Source organism: Winogradskyella aurantia, assembly GCF_002266855.1.
Classification (GTDB): domain Bacteria; phylum Bacteroidota; class Bacteroidia; order Flavobacteriales; family Flavobacteriaceae; genus Winogradskyella; species Winogradskyella aurantia.
Genome location: NZ_NGJN01000003.1, coordinates 182,560 through 209,122 on the forward strand (window position 1 = coordinate 182,560; position 26,563 = coordinate 209,122).

The following is a 26,563-nucleotide window of genomic DNA, read 5'->3' on the forward strand; positions in this document are numbered from 1 at the left end:
ATAAAAAAAGCCTGAAAATTGTTTTCAGGCTTTTTTTATTTAGTTCTTTTTCATTTCTCCCTCATGATCTCTCACCACGTCCTTATCCCTATATCTGCAGCATGGGTGCACGGAATTATAAGCTTCCTCAGTAGCCTTAATTTCTTTAGTGTCGTGGCCGACATCAGCCAATTTCTGGGCTATAGTTTTTAAATTAGTTTTGTTCTCATCATAAATAAGCTGCAACTCGTGAGTGTCTATACTCCAAACTGCTGATTTTACACCTTTGGTGCGTATTGCAGCCTTTTCTATACGCTCCTTACACATACCGCAAACACCATCCACTTCCATACTTGCTTTGGCATTTTTGTTTTGTGCAACTGTTACTGTTGATATTAATAACGTAACTATTAAAATGATTTGTCTCATACTATTTATCTATTTTGTAATTCTTACTTTATTATTTTAATTTATATCGCAAACCGGCATAGTACATACTTCCAAAAATAGGCCCGTACACAAAGTTACTATCAAAATTTGAACCAAATGGATCCTCAGGACTAATTATTGGATTCGGTTGCCTTACGTTGGTTACATTTTCACCTCCTAAATATACTTCAAAATTCGATGAAAACACCTTGGTCACTTGCAAATTCAAGGTTGCAACCGTTGGAGAATTATCGGGTAATTGATATTGTTCAGGACTTAAATCCGTACTCGGAAAGCGCTGTTGTCCCAGCCAATTGTATGTAGTATCAAATTTCCACTGTGATCCATTTTCCTTTTCAGGCGTTTCATAAGATAAGTTGGCAAATATTCGATGTTGTGGGGTAAGGGGTTTATCAAGGCGCCCAGAATTATAATCAGTTTGCACGTCATAATACTTATAGGCCGTTCTCAAATCAAAACCCTCAAAAGCGTTATAATTGAATTCAAACTGAAAACTATTGGCAAAACTATCACCTTCAAGATTATAAAAATTAATCTCGAATGGATTTTCCCAATCCACAACGACTTGGTTTTGAAAATCAGTTCTATAGAAATCCAAAGTAATATCAGCCTTTCTTTCAAAGAGATTAAATCCTTGAAGGTAACTTACACCGTAATTCCATGCTATTTCCGGATCCAAGCCATAAATTTTTCCTCCAGAATTTAAGATGTTGATTTGTCTAGAACTCGAAAATAGATTTTGGTTCTCTGCAAATATATTGGCACTCCGTTTCCCTCTGCCGATAGAGGCCCGAAATGCGGATTTCTCCCAAGGCGTATATCTCAAGTGCAAACGCGGTGTTGCGAAAAAGCCCAACCTATTATGTTGATCGAAACGCAACCCTGCCGTGAGGGTGAAATTATCTAAATTGTCATAAGCATACTCAAAAAAGCCTCCTACAGAGTTCTCTGTACGCTCGTAAGGGCTCGAGTTAACCACCTCATCATAATTATCATATGTAAAACTTAGTCCCGTTTTTATCTTATGTCGAGAATCTGAAATAATACTGTTGTAGATTATGTTTGAGTAGAAACTATTATGTGTAATATCATAAAGGTTCAATCCAAAATAAGAATCTTGTTTGTGATAGCTATACGCGGTTTGAAAGCCCAAGCTTTGATAGGGCACTTCGGGATTAACATAACCTAATTTGGTGGTCACCTCAAAGCGTTCGGTATTAATTTCACTTCCCCAAAAATTTGTGGTACCTCGATCGCGTTCAGGTATAAAATCTAATTGACCGGCTTGTGTCTGGTCGTTTAAATATCTAAAATTAATGAAACTGACTAATCCTTTTTCTCCATTAGTGTATTGCCAACGGTTCATAACATTTATTTGTTTCTTTAAAGGAACATCTAAAAAGGAATCATCGTTCCTGTCAAACTTCTGGTCCCTGAGATTACCATGCACATACAATCCTGTACTCCACTTATCCGAAACTTTATGGTTAAGATGTGTGTTTAACTCAAATCTACCGTTAATACCGGCATAGGCATTTACAAAAAGCCTGTCGTCTGTCAAGGGCTTCACTAATTCCGTATTGATTTGACCGGCAATACTCTCAAAACCATTAACCACACTTCCCGAGCCTTTGGTTATTTGAATACTCTCTACCCAGGTCCCTGGAATAAAACTTAATCCATAAGCTTGAGAGGCGCCTCGTATAGCTGGCACATTCTCTGTGGTTATCAAAATATATGGTGAAGTTAGGCCTAGCATTTTTATTTGGCGTGTTCCTGAAACCGCATCTGCAAAATTCACATCAATAGAAGGGTTGGTCTCAAAACTCTCAGATAGGTTGCAACAGGCCGCCTTAAGAAGCTCATCGCTACTTACCGTAAAAGTATTTGTGGCCTTTAAATAGGATTTGGTTGTAGCCTGATTTCGTGAGATGATATTCACCGCATCTAACTCATCAGAGGCCTGTAGTATATGCCTGATATATGTGTTAGAGGTCACTGTGAGCGTATCTGTTTTAAACCCGACATAACTTATAACCAATTTATTATAGGAGAATTTATACGGCAAAGCAAACGTTCCTTCGTCGTTAGTCACAGTACCCACTGTGGACCCTAACCAATATACATTAGCCCCTGGGAGCGGCATTTCTTTTGAACTACTGCTTTCTAAAACAATACCTTCTAATAGATCTTGTGAGGACAGAACCATTGGAGCCCATATGAAAATAAATAAGAGTTTTCTCATAAGGCATAGGTTTTTATCAGCATTAATATTGCCATTGCTATCATTATACTATTCTCTATAAACGTGGCTTTTGTCATGGGTAAGTCTAATACGGACCCCAAACATGCACATTGAATAGATTTTTTATCTAATAGCGTTTTAGTAACACCATATGTCGTGATTCCCAAAACAATCAGCGTTAAGACTAAAGCGATTTCCACTTTATAGCGCATTAAGAACAATAGGCCCAGTCCTAGTTCTATAAAGGGATATACCGTTCCGTAGACCAAAACCTTTTTTGCTAGAGGATCGTACATCCTGAAACTTTGGGCAAATCCACTGATGTCTAAAAATTTAAAAAAGCTAAAAATAATATAAAACAAACCCATGAAATCCAGCATAAATGCGCTGATATTCCAAAAATCTAAATTCAACAAAACAGAAGTTATTAAAATGTATCCAAAAATTAGAAATAGCGGAAACAATTGCTTCAGCTCACTCTTTTCTGATTTACTTTGATTTTGCGAACTACTGCCAAAGACATTGGTTTTTGTTTGTTCTGAAATTTTGTATTTTTCTGATAATGCATTTTGAAGGGTTTCTATATCCAAATGCTTTGTCATTTCTAAAGTGACCTCATGATCTTCGAGGTTTGCAGAAGCAGTTTTTATGGCTTCTAAGGAGGAAAGGGATGATTCAACTGCAGCTTTACAACCACTGCAGGTCATACCAGAAATATTATATGTATGTATCATTTTATTGTTTTTGAAATATTAGTATTTACGCCATAGAGTGACGCTTTTAAAATACAGACATTTCAAAAAATCAAATTAGATAAACCTCATCTAAAAGCTGTATGTCCTTTATGAGGTTGGGGGGAGAATAATACCTATGTGGAATGGTTTCTTTAGGTAGACTATTTATAGTAAGGGAATAAGTGTAAAGGAAGATGGCTAGAACAGGCTGTAAATCTAAATCTAACTTTTGAAATTCAGAAGTGTTTAATTTGTCTTGACCTTCTACCACATCAACAACGTCCTCACAACAAGGTTTCTTAACAAGGTCATCTTTTTCATTATTCATTCCGCTACATTTCTGTACTTTTGAGAATATAGCTTTATCTACTAAATTATTTCCACAGTAGTGCTTTTCAATAGTGAAAGACATTGTTGAAAACAGCACCAATACGGATAGTGCCAATGAAATTGTTTTATATAGAAGTAACTTATTCACAAAGCAAAATTACAAAATAAATGTTTAGGTACTAAGAGTTTACCAAAGCCTTAACGATTTAGTCTGTAATAGTAAAAGGCTGGCAAAAGAAGAATGAGCAATATAGGCTGAATTAAAAATCGCCTAATATTAAAAAACAAATAGTAATCCTCTTGTTTAGGATTAATGACAAAATAAAGGAAAGGAATCAACATAAGAACATAAGCTACGGCATAAATTAATGAAGAAAACCTAAGGATGTTCTTATCCTTAAAGACCATAAAAATAATTCCTAAGGAACAAATAGTGTTCATTAAAAACCTGAGACTTGTAAAAAATACTAATTTGGCCACTTCTCGTCTTGGGCTGTCTACATACAGATAATCGTTTTCAAAAAAGGTTAAATAGGGGTCGTAAAAGAGTTGGTCTTCAAACGCCCTTATTAAAACCAAGAAAAGCAAAAGAATACTAATGATACTATATCTGAGGATCTTAGACATTGGCTTTAAGTTTGGTAAAACGGTTTACCCAAACCATCCATAACAAGAACACAGTACCGTAAATAAGCAATGGAAATATGACCGTATGTAGAATTTCGCGTCGCCAAGGATAATGGTAAAGGCCAACCGAAAGAATGGCAATTCTGAGGAGATTAAAAGCATAAATAAGTATACTACCAGCAAAACAGTATAGCAGTGTGGCTTTTAATTTACCAGCAAAGGCAACAATAAAGGATACAAATAAAATTATAATGCTTAAGGCATTGCAACCCTCAACGACCCTAGCTACATATTTGCCATTAATAATAATCTTCATCGAGGGTTCATTTGCGTGAGCCGCAATTTTTGTGTTATAACCTATGCCATTCAATAGGGATTCCGTTTGGCGCGCCACTAAATTTGTCATGAAGTCAGGATAATACATAGAGCCATCTGATAAAGATAAGTACCATCCGTAGGCCAAGGTAAGACTCGTATACACCGCTATAAATGTGATTATAAAACGGAATACCAGCTTGTATTTAACGAATAATGATTTCAAAAAATCAGAACAATGTTAGTTTGATGTTAAATTTATGAAAACGACATTTCAAAACAGCTGTATTTAGATACTTTTACCAAAAAAATTTATTCATGACCCTGCAAGAACTAAAACCTAGGATAAAGTCAATTATTGCACTTAAAAAGAAAACAGTAGACGAGCGTCTTTTAAGTATATGCGAGCTTCTTGAGGCAAATGTAGCCTATTACAATTGGGTTGGTTTTTATTTTAAAAATGGAGACAAGGATGAACTTAAATTAGGACCTTATGTGGGCGCACCCACCGACCATACCATAATCCCTTTCGGCAAAGGCATTTGCGGTCAAGTTGCGGTTAGCAACAAAAACTTTGTAGTACCAGATGTATCGGCTCAAGATAATTATATTGCCTGTAGCATATCAGTTAAGGCAGAAATTGTAGTTCCTATCTTTATAAACGGAGACAATATTGGTCAAATTGATATTGATTCAAACACACCAGACCCTTTTACGGAAGATGATGAGCGTTTTTTAGAGTATGTCTGTAAGCAAGTGGCTAAGCTAATAGATGAGGAAAACTATATGCTGACCTTTTAGAAACCTGTTCTAATAGCCTCAACGGGATCCAATCGTGAAGCTGAAATTGCGGGCACTACACCAGCTAATAGTCCTATAAAGGAAGATATTGAGAGTCCAATTAGCATATTTTTAAATGACAATACAAATTCAAACTCATCGGCCAATGAAGAGGCAACCATAGTTGCTAATCCAACCATAATCAAACCAACAAGCCCTCCTAAAACCGCCAAAATCACAGCTTCAAATAGAAATTGAAATAAAATAAATTTATTTTTAGCACCTAATGACTTTTGAATTCCAATGATATTAGTGCGCTCCTTCACACTCACAAACATTATATTAGCGATACCAAAGCCTCCCACCAATAGGGAAAATCCACTGATCACCCAACCAATAACATTCAAGCTACTAATAATACCGTCAACTAAGGATTGGAGCCCTTCAACCGCACTTATAAAGAACGGCGAAATTTCATCTGGCTTTATACCTCTTTTATTTCTGAGCAATTGCGTTATTTCAGCTTTTAAGATATCCGGATTTACACCGTCTTGGGGTTTTATGATCACAAAGGGAATAATAGAACGTTTATTCTCGCCAAATTGATTTCTTACAAAATTCACTGGAATAAAAACAGAGATATCATTACTGTCACCAAAAAGAGCCGAGCCTTCCTTTTTGACTACCCCTATTACAGTAAATCGTTGGCCATAAAGCCGTATCTTTTTGCCTAGAGGATTAACCTCACCAAAGAGTGAATTTGCAATCTCAGACCCAATAACAACAACAGACCTACCCGAATTAGACTCAACTTCATTGAAAAAACGGCCACTCTCAAATTCTAGGCGTTGAATATCTTCAAACTCATAAGATACAGCCACAGTATTGACGTTATCCACTAATTCAGACTCATATCGGATACGTTCACGCTGAACAAATAACTGGAAGGCCATATGCTCAACATCGGCCAAAGCTGATTTTAAATAGCGGTACTCTGAATATGATATTTGTTTAAATTGCTCACGCTTCCATTTGGGAACATCAGTTGGGCTGAAGGTGAAATGTGATAAGTACATGGTATTACTCTCCAAAGCATTTAATTTAGATTTAATGTTTCTGTCCAAGGAGTCCACTGCCGCGAGTACTGCTATTATTGAAAAAATACCAATAGTAACACCTAGTAGCGTCAAGAAGGTTCGCAACCTATTGTTTGCAAGTGCATTTAACGCAAAAGAAAAACTTTCCTTAAAAAGTCTTAGGTAAACTAGCATATCGCATTTTTTACAATAATAAAGATAATGGCTTTATTAACGTAATATGTTACAGAAAAGCTAAAAATAAAAATTGACTTATATTCCTGATCGTATAGCTTCTACAGGATCTAATCGCGATGCGGTCAAGGCTGGAATAACTCCAGAAACCAAGCCGATAAACGTTGAAATTCCTAAACCAATACAAATATTTGTGAAAGAAAGGACAAACTTAAAATCATCTAGAGCTAAGGTGGATATTATCGTAATCAACCAAACCAAAATCAATCCAACTAAGCCACCAAGAAGCGCAAGGATAATGGCTTCAAATAAGAATTGAAACAAAATAAATTTATTTTTAGCCCCAAGCGCCTTTTGTATTCCTATAATATTGGTTCGCTCCTTTACGCTGACAAACATAATATTGGCAATACCAAAGCCTCCTACCAAAAGTGAAAAACCGCTGAGCATCCAACCTATAACATTCAAACTAGCAATGATACTATCAATGATATTAACAAAACCAGACAGCCTTGATAGAAAGAAGTCACTAATATCGCCTGCTTTTACACCTCTGTGTACCCTAAATTTTTGTTCTAGTACCTGCTCAAAGGCATCAATATCTACATTCGCCGTAGGCTTAATCACAATAGCTGTTGGATAACCTGTTTTGCCAGTGTTTATTATACCGCGGACAAAGTTTACTGGCATGTAAGCAGTGTCATCAGGCGAATCACCTATAGCATCACCAAATTTCTGCAAAACGCCTATAACTCTTAATTTACGTCCAAAAATACGGATTTGCTTTCCTATAGGTTCTTCTTGACCGAAAAGGTTCTCAGCCAATCTATAACCTATAACAACCACTGGAGCACCCGTTTCCGATTCTAGTTCTGTGTAAAAACGACCCTTATCCAATTTTAAACGTTCTATAGCATAAATCCCGTGGGTTACTGCACCTATATTTACCCCACTTATTGTTTCCGCTTGGTAACGAACGGTCTCTCTAATACCAAAAATGCTATAAGCCGTTTCTTCAACGTCGGAAATATTTTTTCTTATAAACTTATAATCGTCATATGAAATTGGCTCAAAGTTATCGCGTTTCCATTTGGGAACATCGGTTGGACCAAATGAAATTGTCATTAAATACATCGTATTGGTATCAATACCATCTAGATTTTCACGAATACTTCTATCTAACGAATCTACCGCTGCCAAAACCGCAATTATGGAAAATATACCTACCGTCACTCCCAAAAGAGAAAGAAATGTCCTGAGCCTATTATTGTTGAGAGCGGTTAAGGCAAAAGAAAAACTTTCTTTTATTAACCTAAGATAAACCAACATGTCATAATATTTAATCGCGATTAAAGAATTAGACGTTGTCAACAATTCATTGTTACAAAAAACTTGAACAAACTGCCTAAATGAGCGATAATTTGTTTTTGATTATACGTATTTTTGCCGCATAAATTTCACAAGACCATATCATGACTGAAAAGACCATTTCATCTGCACTTATTTCTGTATTTAGCAAAGATGGACTCGCCCCAATTGTTAAGAAATTGAATGACTTAAATGTGACCATTTATTCTACTGGGGGAACTGAAAAATTCATCAGGGATTTGGGCATCGATGTTGTACCCGTAGAAGACGTAACTTCGTATCCATCTATACTTGGCGGTAGGGTTAAGACCTTACACCCAAAGGTGTTTGGTGGTATTTTAAACAGACAAGACCATTCGGGTGATATTGCCGAATTGGCAGAATTTGAAATTCCACAAATTGATTTGGTTATAGTGGATTTATATCCGTTTGAAAAAACAGTAGCTTCTGGTGCAAGTGACCAAGATATTATCGAGAAAATTGATATAGGAGGTATTTCCTTGATTAGGGCAGCCGCTAAAAATTATGCCGATGTACTTTGCGTCTCTTCGGTTGAGGAGTATTCTGAATTATTGGAATTACTTGAAGAAAAACATGGCGTCACCTCGAGTGAGGACCGTAAGCTGTTTGCCGCTAAAGCGTTCAACGTTTCCTCGCATTATGACACGGCCATATTCAATTATTTTAACAATGACCACAAGATAGCCGCTTTAAAAGTAAGCGAAACTAATGGCAAGGTTTTGCGCTATGGCGAAAACCCACATCAAAAAGGCTTTTTCTACGGCGATTTTGAGGCAATGTTCACCAAGCTTTACGGAAAGGAGTTGAGCTACAATAACCTTTTGGATGTTGACGCCGCTGTTAACCTTATTTCAGAATTTAAAAACGAAGACCCAACTTTTGCCGTATTAAAGCATAACAATGCTTGTGGGTTTGCACAACGCAAGACAGTTCAACAAGCTTATATTGATGCACTTGCAGGAGACCCGGTATCCGCTTTTGGCGGTATTTTAATATCGAACACGCAGATTGACAAATCAACAGCAGAAGAAATACACAAGCTGTTCTGCGAAGTGGTTATTTCACCATCTTTCACTCCGGATGCCTTAGAAATTTTGAAGGGCAAAAAGAACAGAATCTTATTGGTTCTTAATGATGTTGAATTGCCAAAAACTACAGTAAGAACCTGCTTAAATGGCATACTTGTTCAAGAGAGAGATAATAAAACAGACGCGCTAGAGGATTTAAAAACAGTAACAAATAAAGCAGCTACAAATACAGAATTGGAGGATTTAATATTTGCATCCAAAATTTGTAAACACACCAAATCCAATACTATAGTATTAGCTAAAAACAAACAGCTTTGCGCTAGTGGTACCGGACAAACCAGTCGTGTTGATGCACTTAATCAGGCTATACATAAGGCTAAATCCTTTGGTTTTGACCTTAATGGTGCTGTAATGGCAAGTGATGCTTTTTTTCCATTTCCAGATTGTGTTGAGATTGCTGATAAAGCTGGCATAACAGCTATTATTCAACCAGGAGGCTCAATTAAAGACGAATTGAGCATTGATTATTGCAACGCAAACAACCTGGCCATGGTATTTACCGGAACAAGACATTTTAAACATTAATGCTAATGCTCTTACAAGCGGATAGATTTATTTCCTAAGCATATATTTATAGAAAAAAAATAGGCAATACACATCCATAGTAAGAGAATTATCGTATAATTGATTACATTTACGACACGTCGCTAATGACGGACTGAAATAACCCAAATAATTAAAAGTAGCCCATGGGATTTTTTGATTTCTTAACTGAAGAAATAGCCATAGACCTAGGAACGGCAAATACCCTTATAATCCATAACGACAAAGTAGTAGTTGATAACCCTTCAATTGTTGCTAGAGACCGCATCAGTGGAAAAATAATTGCTGTCGGTAAAGAGGCCAACATGATGCAGGGAAAAACCCATGAAAATATAAAAACCATCCGTCCTTTGAAAGATGGGGTAATTGCAGATTTTGATGCGTCTGAGCAAATGATTAGCTTATTCATCAAAAATATTCCAGCACTTAAAAAGAAGTTTTTCAATCCTGCCTTAAGAATGGTCGTATGTATTCCTTCAGGAATTACGGAAGTTGAAATGCGTGCTGTTAAGGAATCTTGTGAGCGTGTTAATGGAAAAGAAGTTTACCTTATACATGAACCGATGGCTGCAGCTATTGGTATTGGCGTAGATATTATGCAGCCCAAAGGTAATATGATTGTCGATATAGGTGGTGGTACAACAGAAATTGCCGTCATCGCCCTTGGTGGTATTGTTTGCGACAAATCGGTAAAAGTAGCGGGTGACGTATTTACTAATGATATTATTTATTACATGCGTACCCAACATAATCTGTATGTTGGCGATCGAACTGCTGAGAAGATAAAAATTCAGATTGGTGCCGCCACAGAAGATTTAGAGTTACCTCCTGAGGATATGAGTGTTCAAGGACGCGATCTGTTAACGGGAAAACCAAAGCAGGTTCAGATTTCTTATCGTGAAATAGCTAAAGCTCTGGATAAATCTATTTTAAGAATTGAGGACTCCGTAATGGAAACCTTGTCACAAACACCTCCAGAATTAGCTGCTGATATCTACAATACCGGTATTTATTTGGCAGGTGGAGGCTCAATGCTGAGAGGCTTAGACAAGCGTCTCTCACAAAAAACAGACCTACCTGTTTATATTGCTGAAGACCCGCTAAGGGCAGTTGTAAGAGGTACGGGAATAGTGCTTAAAAATTTAGCTAAATACAAAAGCGTATTGATTAAATAAGAAGTAAATAATGCAACAAATATTCAATTTTGTTATAAGAAACAAAACTTTTCTGTTGTTTTTATTACTTTTTTGTATCTCGCTAGGCTTTACCATTCAATCGCACTCCTACCATAAAAGTACATTTATTAATTCAGCTAATGCCCTAACAGGTGGCGTATATGGTACCGTAAATTCAATTGATGAATACTTTGGATTAAAGGACCAAAACGAGCTCTTATTAGAAGAAAACCGGCGATTAAGAAGGCAACTCTTGAATATTCCTAGTGCATCAGACTCGTCTTATATAGACACATCTTATTCTAAAGTTCCTTATAGGATTACCTCAGCTGAAGTATATAAGAATAGTTATTCTCGAATGAACAACTACCTAACCCTTAATAAAGGAAAGAACGATAGTATAAAACAAGATTTTGGCGTTATTACTTCAAATGGAATTGTTGGTATTATAGACAATACATCAAATAACTATTCGAGGGTACTCTCTATTCTCAATAAAAAAAGTAGGATAAATGCCAAGCTAAAAAATACAAATCATATCGGTTCCTTAACTTGGGACGGAAAATCTTCCCAATTTACTCAACTCATAGACGTCTCTAATTTTGCCCCAATTAAAGTTGGAGATACAATTGTTACTGGGGGGCAATCTGCTATTTTCCCTAAAGGCATCAATATAGGTGTTATTGATGACTTTAAGACGGATATAGGAGGGGACACTTACATTATTCAAGTAAAGTTGTTCAATGACATGACCAATATCGGGGCCGTTTACATTATCGAAAATTTAGACAAGGAAGAGATAAAATCCTTAGAAATGATGACAGATGACTAGCACTGTAGGCATACACACAATTAGATTTATCGTTTTATTGCTAGTTCAGGTAGTTATCTGTAATAATATAAACTTTTTGGGCTATATCAACCCCTATATCTACATTATATTTATTTTCTTATTTCCTATACGAGATAATAGATTAACGCTGCTCTTGTTAAGTTTTTTATTGGGTCTCTTTATTGATATGTTTTCTGATTCAGGAGGCGTTCATGCAGCGGCGTCAGTTGTCTTAGCCTATGCCAGGCCCGTTCTGCTTAAAACATCGTTTGGTATGTTGTACGAACATCAAAGTGTAAAATTTACTACCACCGATATAGGCAGTCTTTTTACCTATATAACCTTTGGCACACTAATACATCACTTGACATTATTTTCTCTAGAGATTTTTAACATATCTAGTATACTGTTAATTCTTAAAAAGACGTTATTCTCAAGTACCTTCACTATTATTGTGAGCATTTTAATAATTATTCTCTTTAGTCGAAATCGAAAATGAGAAAATTACTTCTTTTTATATCTGTCATTTTTGTTGGTCTCGTTTTCATGGCCCGTTTGTTTTATCTCCAAGTATACAGTAGTGATGCTTACAGTATTCTTGATGATACCGCAATTAGAAAGGTGTACAATTATCCTAAACGCGGTTATGTCTATGACAGAAATGGCAAGCTCCTTGTCGCCAATCAGCCTTCCTACGATGTTATGGTTATACCCAGAGACGTAGAACCTTTAGACAGTTCAGACCTTCAGGAGTTTTGCGGGTTGTTAAAAATTACTGAGGAAGAGTATAGACAAAAACTTGAAAGAGCACGAAATTATTCGCCTAGACTACCCTCGCCTTTTGTACCGCAACTTTCAAAAAAAGATTATGCCGTACTACAGGAAAAAATGTGGAAATATGAAGGTTTTTACATTCAAAAAAGATCCCTTAGATCTTATCAAACCACAATTGGGGCTAATGTTCTTGGTGATATCGGTGAGGTAAATAGACAGATTATTGCCCGGCAACCTTACTACAAATTAGGTGACCTGATTGGCAAACAAGGGGTAGAGAAAACCTACGAAAATACATTAAGAGGTATAAAAGGTGTTAAGTTTATTCAAAAAGACCGTTTCAATAAAGATATAGGTCCTTATAAGGAGGGTAGATTTGACACCCTTCCTAGACCCGGAAGAGATATTTCCATCACTATAGACTCTCAATTACAAGCCTATGGTGAATTATTGATGAGAAATAAACGTGGCGGAATTATAGCCATTGAACCGAGTTCCGGGGAAATTTTGGCTATGGTCTCAGGACCTTCATATAATCCTAATCTACTAGTAGGAAGAGACCGTTCTAAAAATTTTTCAAAATTATACAACGACAGCATTGCCAAGCCTCTTTTTGATCGAGGCCTGCAAGCCATGTATCCACCTGGTTCACCTTTTAAAACTTTAAATGCCTTAATAGCTCTGCAAGAAGGTGTAATTACCACAGAAGAACGCTTTAGCTGTTCTATGGGGTATCGCTATGGGAATAGAAGAATGGGCTGTCATGCCCATAGAAGTCCAGTAAATATGAACATTGGTATTTACGAATCCTGCAACGCCTATTTTGCAAATACCTACAGAAGAATTATAGATAAATATGATACGCCAGCAGAAGGTATGGACAAATGGAGTAATCATGTACAAAGTTTTGGCTTAGGTGACTATTTAAATAATGATTTGTCCGTAGGTCAGCCTGGAAAAATACCTACCGCAAAGACCTATGATATGGCATATGGTAAAAATAGGTGGTATACCACTTTTACCATTTCTAATGCTATAGGACAAGGTGAGGTATTGGCAACGCCAATTCAATTAGCTAATATGGCTGCGGCTATTGGAAATCGAGGCTATTATTACACACCACATATTATAAAAAAGATTGAGGGCGATACCATCCCCTTAAAATTTACCACACCAAAATACACTACTATAGACAAACAACACTTTGAACCCGTGGTACAGGGTATGTTTGATGTTTACAATAAGGGTACAGCGAAGTACCTTCAGGTGCCAGGTATTGAAATCTGTGGTAAAACAGGAACGGCCGAAAACTACGCCATCATTGATAGTGTTAAAACTCAATTAACCGATCACTCCATTTTTGTAGCCTTTGCGCCAAAAGATAACCCAACCATAGCCCTTGCTGTATTCGTTGAAAACGGGTATTACGGAAGTCGGTTTGCAGGTAGAATGGCTAGTTTAATGATAGAACGTTATATAAAAGGCAAGATTACTCGAACGGATTTTGAAGATTTTGTATTAAAACACACCTTGGAACATGAATATGAAAAACCTTACTCTAACGAGCCCTTTGGCATAAACAGGCAAACCACTCTAGAAACGGTTTCTGAAGAAGAATATCGTACAATTCAGAATATAAAGGCCAATATTTCAAAGTCTTAATCTATGCTTAGAGAAAACCAAAGACGATTTAAATTTGATTGGCTCACTATCATTCTATTTTTACTCTTAGTTACTTTTGGTTACCTTAATATATTGTCAGCTTCTCATGAAGGCGAAATTCAGAGCTACTTCGACACCTCTCAACTCTATGGCAAACAACTTGTTTTCGTAGGGCTTTCATTTATTTTAATTATCCTAATTCTGTCCCTGGAGGCCAAATTTTACGAGCGGTTTGGCAGTGTTATATATCTCGTCTCCATACTTTCCCTTTTGGGCTTGTTTATTTTTGGAAAGGAAATCAATGGCGCAAGGTCTTGGTACGCCATTGGTAGCATGACGATTCAGCCAAGTGAGTTTGCAAAGTTTGCTACTGCCCTAGCCGTTGCTAAATACATTAGTGATTTGCAAACCAATATGAAAACCATAAAAGATCAGTTGCGGGTTGCAGCTATTATTTTTGTGCCAGCAGCTCTGATTCTACTTCAAAACGACGCAGGAAGTACCATAGTTTACTCAGCGTTCTTTTTTGTATTTTACAGAGAAGGCTTACAGCAGGTTTATTTGATTATGGCATTCTCACTAATTATTCTAGCTGTATTAGCCTTAAAATATGGTATAGCTATTACTGGCATCGTAACTGCAATAGTCTTATTAGCAAGATATTTCCTCCGGAGAAAGAAACGTGCTTCTATCATTCAATATATTGCCGTTCTAGCCGCCTCAGTCCTATTTTCTTATGGGGTAAATTCTTTTTATGAACACGGCTTAAAACCTCATCAACAAAATAGGATTAGTCTGTGGTTACGTCTTGAAAAAGATCCTGATAAACTCGAAAAAATGAAAAAGGCAGAGGCTTATAATCTCATTCAATCAGAACAAGCCATTGGGTCTGGAGGTTGGACCGGCAAAGGGTTTCTTCAAGGCACAAGAACCACAGGAAAATTTGTGCCAGAACAGGAAACCGATTATATTTTTAGTACTGTTGGAGAAGAGTGGGGATTTTTGGGAAGTAGTTTTGTCGTTATTTTATTTGTGGCTTTAATTATTAGGATATTGTTCTTAGCCGAATCTCAAAAATCTCAATTTAGTCGTGTATATGGCTACGGCGTAGCTTCTATCTTTTTTGTTCACTTTACCATAAACGTGGGCATGGTTATGGGACTTATACCTACCGTAGGCATCCCTTTACCCTTTTTTAGCTATGGAGGTTCTGGCCTATGGGGCTTTACCATTTTGTTATTTATCTTCATTAAATTAGACAGTAATAAGATAAATGAGTGGTAAAGAAAAAAGGATAGTATTGGTAAAACTATCCTTTTTTTTAAACCGTTTAGTAAGGTATCCTATCGATATTCACATAATAGATATCTAACTCGTACCTAATCTCATTCAAAACTATTATGAAATTGCCAAAATCTATATTTAAAACATTATATCCCAAGGCTTACGCGAAGCCTTGGGATATAAATTAATATTCATAACGCTTTAATTACTGACCTTGGCCTAAGGAATATCCTCTTACACCGTCAAAAGTATAAAGGTTCTCCGTCTTAATGGTATCAATACCATTTTCAACACCTTTGGTCAATACCTCAATAATATCCTCTTTCGATGCTTTCTTACCATCAACTGCACTAAAGCGACATCTCCAGTGATCTGTGCAAAAGGTTTCGTCAAAACCATTCGGCCAAACTTTTACACCTCTATTGGTTATCATTGTCAAGTTAAGCACGTCAGTATTCATTTCTTGCAATTTCGCTCCAATAATATCGGGATCTGTTCCTTCCCAATCTACGAAAACGTCAACACCTACTAGCACTTTTTCAGCTCTTGGCCTACGTTTATGCTTAGGGATTTCTATTGCTCCCGCATTTTTGTATTCTACTTTTTTAAGGTGTTGAGGCACCTGTCCTAGGTTTGCAATAACAGCATCGGCAAATTCTTTGGTTCCTACTTTCTTGGTGCTTACCTTTTCGTCATAGACATCGTAGGTATGAATACCATCTTCCATGGTTTTCAACCAAGCATTTTGAACTTTCGCTGCAATATCAGATTGCCCAATGTGTTGTAACATTAAAATAGCTCCTTGTAACAAACCTGATGGGTTTGCCATATTCTGACCTGCCCTTCTAGGTGCCGAACCATGAATAGCTTCAAACATAGCATGATCGTGACCAATATTTGAAGAACCTGCTAATCCTACAGAACCTGTAATCTGGGCAGCAACATCAGACAAGATATCACCATATAAATTAGGCATAACAATAACGTCAAATACCTCAGGCGTATCAGCTAATTTTGCTGCACCAATGTCAACAATCCAGTGTTCGTTCTCAATTTCTGGATATTTTGCTGCTATTTCATCAAAGACCTTATGGAACAAACCATCGGTTTGTTTCATAATATTATCTTTTGTAAAACAGGTTACTTTTTTTCTACCAAACTTTTTGGCGTACTCAAAAGCATAGGTTATAATTTTTTCACACCCTGGGCGGCTAATTAATTTTAAACATTGCACCACCTCATCCGTTTGTTGATGCTCGATACCAGCATATAAATCTTCTTCATTCTCTCTTACAATAACTACATCCATCTCAGGGTGTTTCGTAGAAATATAAGGGTAAAGACTCTTACACGGTCTAACATTAGCAAAAAGACCTAGTGTTTTACGTGTTGTTACATTCAAACTTTTATAACCACCACCTTGAGGAGTTGTTATGGGTGCTTTAAGGAAAATCTTGTTTCGTCTAATGGTTTCCCATGCTTCTTTAGAAATTCCTGCGGTGTTACCAGCTAAATAGACCTTTTCACCTACATCAATTTCATCAATGTCTAGTTGCGCTCCAGCTGCTTTTAAAATACGTAATGTGGCATCCATTATTTCTGGGCCGATACCATCGCCTTTAGCTACTGTGATTTTTGTCATAGGGTTGTTGTTTTATAATTGCAAAGATGCATATCATTTTTCATTTGTCCTTAAATATGATATGTATAAATGAAAATTATAGTTAAAAATTTATTTAATTACTCTTCTTTTATTTATAGTTGAACTAATCTAAATATTAGCTTGTTAAACTTTTCAAACTGCTCATAAGTGTTTCAATTTTCGCCAAGGCATCTGCTTCCTTCTGGCGCTCTATCTCAACAACTTTCTCAGGAGCATTATCAACGAAACGTTGATTAGATAACTTTTTTTGTACAGCTTTTAAAAAACCTTGGGTATAATCAAGCTCCTCTTGCAGCTTTTTAAGTTCAGACTCAATATCAACACTTTCATTCATCGGTATAAAATATTCATTTGATTTTACACGAAATGTCATAGCACTATCTATTGGCTGCATAGTATATTCTAAATCATTGATATTTCCAAGTTTTTTGATGACTTCATCATACGTTGTTGATATTTTTTCATTGTTGATTACATGCAATGCAATTGGCTCCTTAAAGGAAATATTCTTTTCCTTTCTTATGGTTCTAACACCCGAAACTACATCTTTGGCAAAATCAAACTCAAAAATTGCCTTTTCATCAATAGACTCAAATATTGGCCATTTAGATACAATTAAGGCATGCTCTGGTTTACGATCTTTTAAGTAATGCCATATCTCTTCGGTTAAAAACGGCATAAAAGGATGAAGTATTTTTAGTAAATCTTCTAGAATTTTAATGGCCGAGCCCAAGGTATGGACATCTATGGGATGTTGGTATGCTGGTTTAATGATTTCTAGCAGCCACGAGGCAAAATCATCCCATATAAGTTTATACGTGGCCATTAAGGCATCGCTTAACCTATATTTGCTGTAATGCTCTTCTATTTCTAAGATTGTTTTCTGAAATTTAGATTCAAACCAAAGTATGGCCACCTTACTTGATTCAGGCTGCTCTATCGACTCATCTATTTCCCAACCTTTAATCAACCTAAACGCATTCCAAATCTTATTGGCAAATTGTTTGCCCTGTTGACAGAGGGTCTCATCAAATAATAAATCATTACCTGCTGCCGAACTCAATAATAAGCCAACCCTTACGCCGTCTGCGCCATAAGCTTCAATTAACTTAAGAGCATCTGGTGAATTACCAAGAGATTTAGACATTTTTCGTCTTTGCTTATCCCTAACAAGACCTGTTAAATAAACATTTTCGAACGGTTTTTCACCTCTAAATTCGTAGCCAGCTACAATCATACGTGCTACCCAAAAGAACAAGATATCTGGACCTGTGACCAGATCATTGGTAGGGTAATAGTAATTAATTTCATCATTCTCCGGATTTCTAATACCATCAAATACGCTAATGGGCCACAACCAAGACGAAAACCAAGTGTCTAAGACATCAGAATCTTGTTTTAAATCCGTTATTTTAAGATCTGGATTAGAAGATTTTTTTCTTGCTTCGGTTAGGGCTTCCTCTGCCGTTTCAGCAACCACAAAGTCATTTTCACCATCTCCGAAATAATAAGCAGGTATTTGTTGCCCCCATATTAGCTGTCTCGAAATGTTCCAGTCGCGGACATTCTCCATCCAGTGCCGATAGGTATTTTCGAATTTCTTTGGGAAAAGCTTAACATCACCTGTCTTTAACACTGCATCTATGGCAGGTTTTGCCAGATTGTCCATCTTTAAAAACCACTGATCACTGAGTCTAGGCTCAATAATCGCCTTAGTACGTTCTGAAATGCCTACGCGGTTAGTGTAATCCTCAACTTTTACCAATGCTCCGACAGCTTCAAGTTCTTTAACTATTTGTTTTCTGACCTCAAAACGATCTTTCCCTTCATAATGCAGACCATTACTATTTAAAGTAGCATCATCATTAAAAATATCGATAACCTCCAAGTTATGTTTTTCTCCTAAAACCTTGTCATTTTCATCATGTGCTGGAGTTACCTTCAAACAACCTGTCCCAAATTCTAAATCTACATAGTCATCCTCAATTATGGGTACAACCCTATTACATATGGGAACAATGGCCCGTTTGCCCTTTATTTGCGTATAACGTTCATCATTGGGGTTAATACAGATGGCGGTATCACCTAGCAAGGTTTCCGGTCTAGTAGTGGCTATGGTAAGCATATCTAGACTTTCCTCAATTTTGTAATTAATATAATATAGTTTTCCCTGCTTTTCTATGTATTCTACCTCTTCATCCGACAACGTGGTCTTAGCCTCTGGGTCCCAATTTACCATACGATATCCTCTGTAGATGAGACCCTTATTAAATAAATTAACGAATACCTTTATAACGGCCTCTGACATATCTTCGTCTAAGGTAAACTTAGTTCTGTGCCAATCACATGAACAACCCAATTTCTTAAGTTGCTCAAGTATAACACCACCATATTGTTCTTTCCACTCCCATGCATGTTCTAAAAACTCTTCTCTAGACAAATCATTCTTGTCTATACCTTGACTTTTCAATTTAGCCACCACCTTAGCCTCAGTTGCAATTGAGGCATGGTCTGTTCCAGGCACCCAACAGGCATTTTTACCTAATAACCGTGCTCTTCTAATAAGTACATCTTGAATAGTATTGTTGAGCATGTGACCCATATGCAAAACGCCAGTAACATTAGGTGGAGGTATAACAATGGTATAGGGCTCCCTTTTATCTGGAACTGAGTGAAAAAAATCATGTTTTAGCCAATAGTCATACCACTTTTGCTCTACTGCCAGGGCGTTATATTTTGATGGAATCTCCATATTTTGGTATTGTTTTTGCATACTAGCTGACAAAAGTACTTATATTTCTTTTTTTGAAAAATTAATTGGATTGCTAATATTTGGAATAATGGTGGATTTCTGTTAAATGCAATGCATTACGTCTAATTAATTTTGTTCACATAAAAAAAGTAAGTAGTTTTAACCTATCAATTTAAATTAAATATGATGAAAAATTTAATAGCAGTTTTATTTATTGGCCTATTAGGATTCGCGTCTTTTGCGCAAGAAAAGGTAGCCAAGATTGAATTCAAAACCGATGTTATTGACTATGGAACCATTGAAAAAGGTTCTAATGGTGTAAGAGTATTCGAATTTACCAATACCGGAAATGCACCCTTAATTATTTCAAATGTCAAGTCTACTTGTGGCTGTACGGTACCAAAAAAACCCGAAGGACCTATAATGCCGGGAGAGACTGGTGAAATACAGGTTAAGTATGATACCAATAGGGTGAACCCTATTCGTAAGACCATAACGGTATTCTCTAACGCTGAAACACCTACCGTTGCCTTAAAAATTAAAGGATTAGTGGTAGACTCAAATAAAACGAGTGTCCTAGAAAAGAAAACTAAAAGCATGATTGAGCAGTAATGCTCTGTCATAAACTAGAATATTGAGCCCTCAATTTGAGGGCTCAATTTGTTTAAACACATCATCTAGCTCAAACTTAAAGTACATTTCAACGCCATTGCGTTCAATTCGTAGTCGGACAATCTTTCCAAGCTTATCGTGAAAAATCTCATTAATCTCTGATAATTCATATTCATAGGCTTTCTTATTATTCACTGCCAATAAGACATCACCTGTTCGTAAACCTACTTTAAATGCATTGGAAGATTCCCTTATTTCAACAATTTTATAGATAGGCTTTATGGATGTCATATAATTAACTCTTGGATTTATCTGTAAGGCGTTGTTGTCATTTCTTCCCACATGACGTATAATCTTGATTTCTTCCTTCACGAACATTAATCCGTGATATTCCACAACAATGCCACTATTGTTATAAGTAAATGGTGCTTTAAAATTTCTATTCTTTCTTAGAAAAATTTGGTTGCCATTGTAATCAATGAAATGATTAAATCGTTTTAGAATATTCCCTCCTAGGGAACCATTTCGCTCTTTATATATTTTATCCTTATCAATAGAAGCTGAGTCTGGATAGGCAACGTTTGCCTGTTTAAAACTAAAACCACCTATATTGATTCGGTTGACTTTAGATCGTTGACCATATACAGAGCCGCTGAGCCCCTTCCCTAAAAAATCCCGAAACATCATGTTTTTTTTTGGTACTAAGCCTTCAGTCTTGTCTTTAAAGAGCCATATAGCATCACTACTGCCTGTGTCCAGTAGTAACTTTACTTCAATAGGTCGATCAGAAATGGATACATTGGCTTCGATATAGGGCTTTTTATTATTTACATCTAAAGGCAACCGTTTCCATTTTCTCGGGGACTTTGGCTTAAAGGTTTCTGGTTTGTGCAACCTTATAAATCTAGAGGAATAATTTATCTCAACTATAAAATCCTTAAAGAGATCGTAACCAATAATTCCATGGATTAAAACCCCAAGTCGTGGAGTGAAATTTATTGATTTATCGTACACGATATATAAATCTTTATTGAACAAACGTACATCCCCTATTTTCATCGCATTACTCGAGGACTTAATGGCCTTTAATTTGCCGTCACCTCCCAAACCATACAAAAAGAATACTTCCCTATTATTTAGGCCGACCGCATCAATTTCTGATATATTAAACAATATTGGTTTACTAACTCCAGTATCTAAAATGAACGACAGTAAGACATTATTAACCTCAATTGGTATAACGATTAAATTACCAATTAATTCAAATCTTATTTTTTCACTGGTATCCCCTTTTAAAGCAGACGTGCCTTGCGCATGAATCATTAAACTGCACAACAGGCAAATAAAATAAAGTAACTTCTTAAAATAAAATGTCAAGTATTTGGATTTTTCGAAATAAGTTACAAATGTTTAGAGCAGTTTATATTTTATTCTAGATTTTTTAAATAAACTTTAAGATTTTTCAGACCTTAGCACCTTAATTCAATACATAATGCCATCTATATCAAAAAAAGGGCTACATATGCCCGAATCACCGATTAGAAAATTGGTGCCTTATGCAGAAAAAGCACATAAAGAAGGAAAGACCGTATATTACTTAAATATTGGTCAACCCGATATAAAAACACCAAGTATTGCGTTAGATGCTGTAAAAATTCATTCACTCGATATTTTGGCCTATTCACGGTCGGAAGGATCTGAAGACTACCGCAAAAAAATTGCGAACTATTACAAGAAAAATGATATTGAGGTCACAAGTGATAATATTATCGTGACTACAGGTGGTAGTGAAGCTTTACTATTTGCCTTTGGTAGTATTATGGATCATGACGATGAAATTATCATACCTGAGCCTTTCTATGCAAATTATAATGGTTTTTCTGTGGCTTCCGGTGTAAATGTAGTTCCAGTAATTTCAAAAATAGAGGATAATTTTGCCCTGCCTCCCATTGAAGAATTTGAAAAGCACATTACGTCTAAAACCAAAGCCATTTTAATATGCAACCCTGGGAATCCCACAGGTTATCTTTATTCAAAAGAGGAGATAAAAAAGTTAGCTTCTATCGTAAAGAAATATGATTTATTCCTTATCGCTGATGAGGTTTACAGAGAATTTGTGTATGACGGCATTTCACACTATTCCATATTGCAAGAGTCGGGTCTTGAGCAGCACGCTATTGTTATTGATTCCGTATCCAAACGTTATAGTATGTGCGGTGCCCGAATTGGCTATCTCGTTTCAAAGAATAAGGAGTTTATGAGAACAGCATTAAAGTTTGCACAGGCACGACTGAGCCCACCAACCCTAGCACAAATAGCAAGTGAAGCGGCACTGGAAACACCTCAAGGTTATTTTGATGAGGTTAGGGAAGAATATGTAAAGCGCCGCGATTTACTTATTGAAGAATTGGAAAAAATACCAGGTGTTAAAGTTGGGAAACCCAAAGGGGCTTTCTATTGTATCGCTGAGTTACCTGTAAAAAACACAGATGATTTTGCGAGGTGGCTTTTAGAGTCTTTTAATTATGAAAACAATACTGTGATGGTAGCACCAGCTGCTGGTTTTTACTCCACTCCAGGTGTTGGTCTTAATCAAATTAGGATTGCCTATGTTCTAAATGAGGATAGCTTGAGAATTGCCGTTAAAACCATTGCTGAAGCATTAAAGATCTACAAGGACTAATGACTGTGCAGCACGATGTTTCATTACAATCCTATAATACCTTTGGCATTAATGCTAAAGCAAAGTCTTTCTGCAACATAACCTCAGTTAAGTCACTACAAAACCTATTATCAGAGAATCATAACAAGCCCATTTTCGTATTAGGAGGTGGAAGCAATATGCTTTTAACCAAAAACATTGAAGCTTTGGTTGTGCATATTAATATTAAAGGCATTAAGGTTACAGAAGAAACTGATGACTATGTTGTGGTGAAGGCCATGGCTGGGGAAAACTGGCACAAATTAGTTCTTTGGTGTATCAAGCACAATTATGGAGGTATTGAAAATTTATCTTTGATTCCTGGAAATGTTGGTTCAGCACCAATTCAAAATATTGGTGCCTATGGTGCAGAGCTAAAGGATGTTTTTATAAGCTGTGAAGCGGTTTGTATTGAGGACCAAAGCATTCGTGTTTTCAATAAGGACGAATGTGAATTTGATTATAGAGAATCTGTCTTTAAAAAGTCACTTAGAGGAAAGTACATAATCACTAGTGTCCAATTCAAATTAAGCAAAACCAATCATCAACTCAATTTAGGTTATGGCGCCATTAAACAGCAGTTGGCCCAAAACAATATTACGCATCCAACAATTAGTGATGTGTCAAATGCTGTTATTAGTATAAGACAGAGTAAATTACCAGACCCAAAGTACATTGGCAACAGTGGGAGCTTTTTTAAAAATCCGATTATTTCTTCCACTCACTTTGATTGTCTTAAAGAAAACTTTCCCGCTATTCCTTCCTACAAGGTTTCAGAAACCCAAATAAAAGTGCCTGCAGGGTGGCTAATTGAAAAGTCAGGCTTCAAAGGTAAACGGTTCAATAATTACGGGGTGCATGACAAACAAGCATTGGTTTTAGTAAATTATGGCAATGCCGCAGGGGAAGACATCTATAACCTCGCAAAACTAATCCAGCATACGGTAAATCGCTTGTTTAACATCACCCTTGAAATTGAAGTCAATATTATATAAAAAAGTCGCAATTAATATTGCGACTTTTATATTAGAATAATCTTTTTTTGAAAATGCTATTAATCAATTCTATATGAAGATAATTATTCTAATCTGGATTTTGAACCTCTCTTAGAGGTAATTAATTATATTTACGTATCAAATCCGGTTTTGGATTTCACAGATTAAAAAAAAATAAACTTTAACATATTGGGCGTTACTCCTACAGAACAAAAGATCATAGATTACCTGGAAAAAGGTGATAAACGGGCGTTAGACCTCCTCTATGAACATTATTCAAATAGTTTGTACGGTGTTATATTAAAGATTACGGTCAATGAGGAAATAGCCCAAGACGCGCTTCAGGAAACGTTTATAAAAGTTTGGAAAAATGCCTCAAAATACGATCCTGACAAAGCAAAATTATTTACTTGGCTGTTCCGGATAGCACGTAATACGGCAATAGACAAGCTCAGGAGTTTCAACAATAGATATCAAAAAGAAATCCAAATTGACAATTCAAACGTATATATATTACCAACAGGCAAATTAAACCAAGATGTCTTGGATATTAGAGAGCATGTTGGGAGACTAGATGAAAAATATCAAATTGTTTTAGATGCTCTTTTTTTTCAAGGAATGACGCAACAAGAAGCAAGTGAGGAATTAGATATTCCTTTAGGTACAATAAAATCTAGATTAAAAATAGGATTACGGGAACTTAAAAAAGTTTACGATCCATAAAGTTAAATAAAATGGAAACAAAATTACATAGCTTTTTAAGCTCTGATCTACTCAGTAAATATCTGGTAGGTGAGACTACAAGAGAAGAAGCTAAAGAGGTAGAGCATTTTATTTCCAATTATCCTGAAGCTGCAGAAGCCTACGAAAAACTTCAGACTAATTTAGAAATAATAGCTAAAGTTGGTGCCGTAGACGTGCCAAGTGGCGTTTTATCTACTATTTTAGAGTCTTTAGATGAGTCTAACGATACTAAGGTCATTCAGTTGGTGCAAAAAAGAAGAATTTCCTGGTTCAGTATTGCTGCATCAGCGGCTGCAATTCTATTTGCCACGTCAACCTTTATGTTATATGAGAAGAATCTTCAACTTAATGACGAAAACAACGTGGTTATTGATGAGATTTTTGATTTGAGAAGCGATATAGAAAAGAACAACTCTAAATTATCGGAATTATCTGATCAGCTGATGAAATTAAACAACCCTGATGCTCAAAAATATGTTTTTGAAGGTAATGATCGTGCAAAAAATTTAAAGACTGTTGCATACATTAATCCAGTTGAAAAGACATCAATGATTGATGTGATTACTTTACCACAATTACCAGAAGAACAACATTACCAGATATGGGCAGAACTACAAGATAGAATGATTAATCTAGGTATTTTGGATGAGTCGGACCGTAAGTTGAAACAAATACCATATATCGAGGATGCCCTTGCATTAAGTATCAAAATTGGTAAAAAAGGAGATACAACAAATGAAAATGATGCAGAGGTGGCAGAGATTTCCTTGAAAGAGAAAGAGAAATAGAAATGAGTAAGCATTAAAAAAAGAGGCATTGAAATCAATGCCTCTTTTTTGTTTTTAGTCCTTTTCAAAAAGCGCCTTGTGTATAATTCCTCCAAGGACAGCTCCAGCAATAGGTGCTACCCAAAACAACCAAACCTGGGATAAGTAGGCACCATCAGCAAATAGTGCTTGACTTAATGAACGCGCTGGATTAACCGACGTATTCGTTATAGGTATACTAATTAAGTGAATTAAAGTCAGTGCTAAACCAATGGCAAGTGGCCCGAAGCCTTTAGGGGCTCTAACATTGGTACTTCCTAAAATCACCAATAAAAAAAAAGCCGTTAAGACAACTTCGGCCACGATAGCGGATAGCATGCTGTAACCGTCTGGTGATAAATCTCCATAACCATTAGCCGCAAAACCACCAACTGATTCGAATCCAGACTTTCCGGAAACGATTAAATACAAAACACCGGCTGCAGCAATAGCCCCAATAACCTGAGCTACAATATAGCCAAAGATATCCTTAGACTCAAATTTTCCCCCAGCCCAGAGACCTAAAGACACTGCCGGGTTAAAATGTCCGCCAGAAATATGGCCCACCGCGTAAGCCATTGTAAGAACCGTAAGACCAAAAGCTAGTGCTACGCCCATAAAGCCAATTCCAAGTTCAGGAATACCAGCAGCAAAAATAGCGCTACCACAACCTCCAAATACGAGCCAGAAGGTCCCAAAAAATTCAGCAAATAATTTTTTCATAATCGACAAATTAATTAGTTAGTAAAAAATAAATTTTTGGATAGTACACAACATGATGCGTTGAAGCCTGGCAGAAAATGGAGCTAGAA

23 protein-coding genes are annotated in these 26,563 nt (G+C 36.4%); 11 read left to right on the forward strand and 12 right to left on the reverse strand.

The genetic code is table 11. The features are described 5' to 3' along the window. Positions 1 to 39: 39 nt before the first annotated feature. The 6 genes from CA834_RS06645 to xrtF form a co-directional block, all read right to left on the reverse strand. The gene (locus tag CA834_RS06645; protein WP_094967906.1) at positions 40 to 408 is read right to left on the reverse strand and encodes a heavy-metal-associated domain-containing protein; all 369 of its coding nucleotides are present in this window, start codon (positions 406 to 408) and stop codon (positions 40 to 42) included. Between the two features lie 31 nt (positions 409 to 439). Further along, a complete protein-coding gene (locus CA834_RS06650) occupies positions 440 to 2,674 on the reverse strand; it encodes a TonB-dependent receptor (RefSeq protein WP_094967907.1) in 2,235 nt (744 codons plus the stop codon). After that, positions 2,671 to 3,408 carry a heavy metal translocating P-type ATPase gene (locus tag CA834_RS06655; protein WP_094967908.1) on the reverse strand — a complete coding sequence of 246 codons (738 nt, stop codon included), beginning with the start codon at positions 3,406 to 3,408 and terminating at the stop codon, positions 2,671 to 2,673. Before CA834_RS06655 ends, CA834_RS06650 begins: the two co-directional genes overlap by 4 nt. Positions 3,409 to 3,478: 70 nt before the next feature. After that, complete coding sequence (locus tag CA834_RS06660) at positions 3,479 to 3,853, reverse strand: HYC_CC_PP family protein (RefSeq protein ID WP_240507500.1); 375 nt, start codon at positions 3,851 to 3,853, stop codon at positions 3,479 to 3,481. Between the two features lie 83 nt (positions 3,854 to 3,936). Next, positions 3,937 to 4,365, reverse strand: coding sequence for an exosortase F system-associated membrane protein (locus tag CA834_RS06665; protein ID WP_094967910.1), 429 nt, complete (start codon positions 4,363 to 4,365; stop codon positions 3,937 to 3,939). After that, positions 4,358 to 4,906, reverse strand: coding sequence for an exosortase family protein XrtF (gene xrtF, locus CA834_RS06670; RefSeq protein WP_094967911.1), 549 nt, complete (start codon positions 4,904 to 4,906; stop codon positions 4,358 to 4,360). The genes CA834_RS06665 and xrtF overlap by 8 nt, the downstream gene beginning before the upstream one ends. 92 nt (positions 4,907 to 4,998) lie before the next feature. Here xrtF and CA834_RS06675 point away from each other — a divergent pair, with 92 nt between their 5' ends. Next, complete coding sequence (locus CA834_RS06675; protein ID WP_094967912.1) at positions 4,999 to 5,481, forward strand: GAF domain-containing protein; 483 nt, start codon at positions 4,999 to 5,001, stop codon at positions 5,479 to 5,481. On the opposite strand, the gene CA834_RS06680 is transcribed toward CA834_RS06675, so the two are convergent. After that, on the reverse strand, positions 5,478 to 6,731 hold the full coding sequence (locus CA834_RS06680) for an ABC transporter permease (RefSeq protein ID WP_094967913.1): 1,254 nt from the start codon (positions 6,729 to 6,731) through the stop codon (positions 5,478 to 5,480). The two genes, CA834_RS06675 and CA834_RS06680, sit on opposite strands and share 4 nt — an antisense overlap. A gap of 78 nt (positions 6,732 to 6,809) precedes the next feature. After that, positions 6,810 to 8,060: an ABC transporter permease gene (locus CA834_RS06685; RefSeq protein WP_094967914.1), complete on the reverse strand. Its 1,251-nt coding sequence runs from the start codon at positions 8,058 to 8,060 to the stop codon at positions 6,810 to 6,812. A 143-nt stretch (positions 8,061 to 8,203) separates the two neighbouring features. Between CA834_RS06685 and purH the strand changes: the two genes are divergently transcribed. The 5 genes from purH (at position 8,204) to rodA (ending at position 15,478) form a co-directional block, all read left to right on the forward strand. Beyond that, positions 8,204 to 9,733 (forward strand): bifunctional phosphoribosylaminoimidazolecarboxamide formyltransferase/IMP cyclohydrolase, encoded by a 1,530-nt coding sequence (purH, locus tag CA834_RS06690; protein WP_206186856.1) that lies wholly within the window; start codon positions 8,204 to 8,206, stop codon positions 9,731 to 9,733. Between the two features lie 164 nt (positions 9,734 to 9,897). Next, positions 9,898 to 10,926: a rod shape-determining protein gene (locus CA834_RS06695; RefSeq protein WP_094967916.1), complete on the forward strand. Its 1,029-nt coding sequence runs from the start codon at positions 9,898 to 9,900 to the stop codon at positions 10,924 to 10,926. Positions 10,927 to 10,936: 10 nt separating this feature from the next. Next, on the forward strand, positions 10,937 to 11,758 hold the full coding sequence (mreC, locus tag CA834_RS06700) for a rod shape-determining protein MreC (RefSeq protein ID WP_094967917.1): 822 nt from the start codon (positions 10,937 to 10,939) through the stop codon (positions 11,756 to 11,758). Between the two features lie 495 nt (positions 11,759 to 12,253). Further along, the gene (gene mrdA / locus CA834_RS06710) at positions 12,254 to 14,194 is read left to right on the forward strand and encodes a penicillin-binding protein 2 (RefSeq protein ID WP_094967919.1); all 1,941 of its coding nucleotides are present in this window, start codon (positions 12,254 to 12,256) and stop codon (positions 14,192 to 14,194) included. Between the two features lie 3 nt (positions 14,195 to 14,197). Further along, positions 14,198 to 15,478, forward strand: coding sequence for a rod shape-determining protein RodA (rodA, locus tag CA834_RS06715; RefSeq protein ID WP_094967920.1), 1,281 nt, complete (start codon positions 14,198 to 14,200; stop codon positions 15,476 to 15,478). Between the two features lie 205 nt (positions 15,479 to 15,683). Here the strand turns inward: rodA and CA834_RS06720 are convergent, their stop codons facing one another. Next, positions 15,684 to 17,120, reverse strand: coding sequence for an NADP-dependent isocitrate dehydrogenase (locus CA834_RS06720; RefSeq protein ID WP_094967921.1), 1,437 nt, complete (start codon positions 17,118 to 17,120; stop codon positions 15,684 to 15,686). 136 nt (positions 17,121 to 17,256) lie between these two features. Then, entirely contained in the window at positions 17,257 to 19,893 is a 2,637-nt protein-coding gene (locus CA834_RS06725) for a valine--tRNA ligase (protein WP_094968159.1), read from the reverse strand. A gap of 186 nt (positions 19,894 to 20,079) precedes the next feature. Between CA834_RS06725 and CA834_RS06730 the strand changes: the two genes are divergently transcribed. Continuing rightward, positions 20,080 to 20,505, forward strand: a complete 426-nt coding sequence (locus tag CA834_RS06730) for a DUF1573 domain-containing protein (protein ID WP_094967922.1) — start codon at positions 20,080 to 20,082, stop codon at positions 20,503 to 20,505. 30 nt (positions 20,506 to 20,535) lie between these two features. On the opposite strand, the gene CA834_RS06735 is transcribed toward CA834_RS06730, so the two are convergent. Then, a complete protein-coding gene (locus CA834_RS06735) occupies positions 20,536 to 21,828 on the reverse strand; it encodes an aspartyl protease family protein (RefSeq protein WP_094967923.1) in 1,293 nt (430 codons plus the stop codon). Positions 21,829 to 21,997: 169 nt separating this feature from the next. Here CA834_RS06735 and CA834_RS06740 point away from each other — a divergent pair, with 169 nt between their 5' ends. The 4 genes from CA834_RS06740 to CA834_RS06755 all read left to right on the forward strand — a co-directional run bounded on the left by CA834_RS06740 (position 21,998) and on the right by CA834_RS06755 (position 25,733). After that, the gene (locus CA834_RS06740) at positions 21,998 to 23,188 is read left to right on the forward strand and encodes a pyridoxal phosphate-dependent aminotransferase (RefSeq protein WP_094967924.1); all 1,191 of its coding nucleotides are present in this window, start codon (positions 21,998 to 22,000) and stop codon (positions 23,186 to 23,188) included. Beyond that, positions 23,188 to 24,201, forward strand: coding sequence for a UDP-N-acetylmuramate dehydrogenase (gene murB / locus CA834_RS06745; protein ID WP_094967925.1), 1,014 nt, complete (start codon positions 23,188 to 23,190; stop codon positions 24,199 to 24,201). Before CA834_RS06740 ends, murB begins: the two co-directional genes overlap by 1 nt. Before the next feature lie 189 nt (positions 24,202 to 24,390). Further along, entirely contained in the window at positions 24,391 to 24,924 is a 534-nt protein-coding gene (locus CA834_RS06750) for an RNA polymerase sigma factor (RefSeq protein WP_094967926.1), read from the forward strand. Between the two features lie 11 nt (positions 24,925 to 24,935). Next, positions 24,936 to 25,733: an RNA polymerase subunit sigma-70 gene (locus CA834_RS06755; protein WP_094967927.1), complete on the forward strand. Its 798-nt coding sequence runs from the start codon at positions 24,936 to 24,938 to the stop codon at positions 25,731 to 25,733. Between the two features lie 54 nt (positions 25,734 to 25,787). Here the strand turns inward: CA834_RS06755 and aqpZ are convergent, their stop codons facing one another. Beyond that, on the reverse strand, positions 25,788 to 26,474 hold the full coding sequence (aqpZ, locus tag CA834_RS06760) for an aquaporin Z (RefSeq protein ID WP_094967928.1): 687 nt from the start codon (positions 26,472 to 26,474) through the stop codon (positions 25,788 to 25,790). Positions 26,475 to 26,563: the final 89 nt, after the last annotated feature.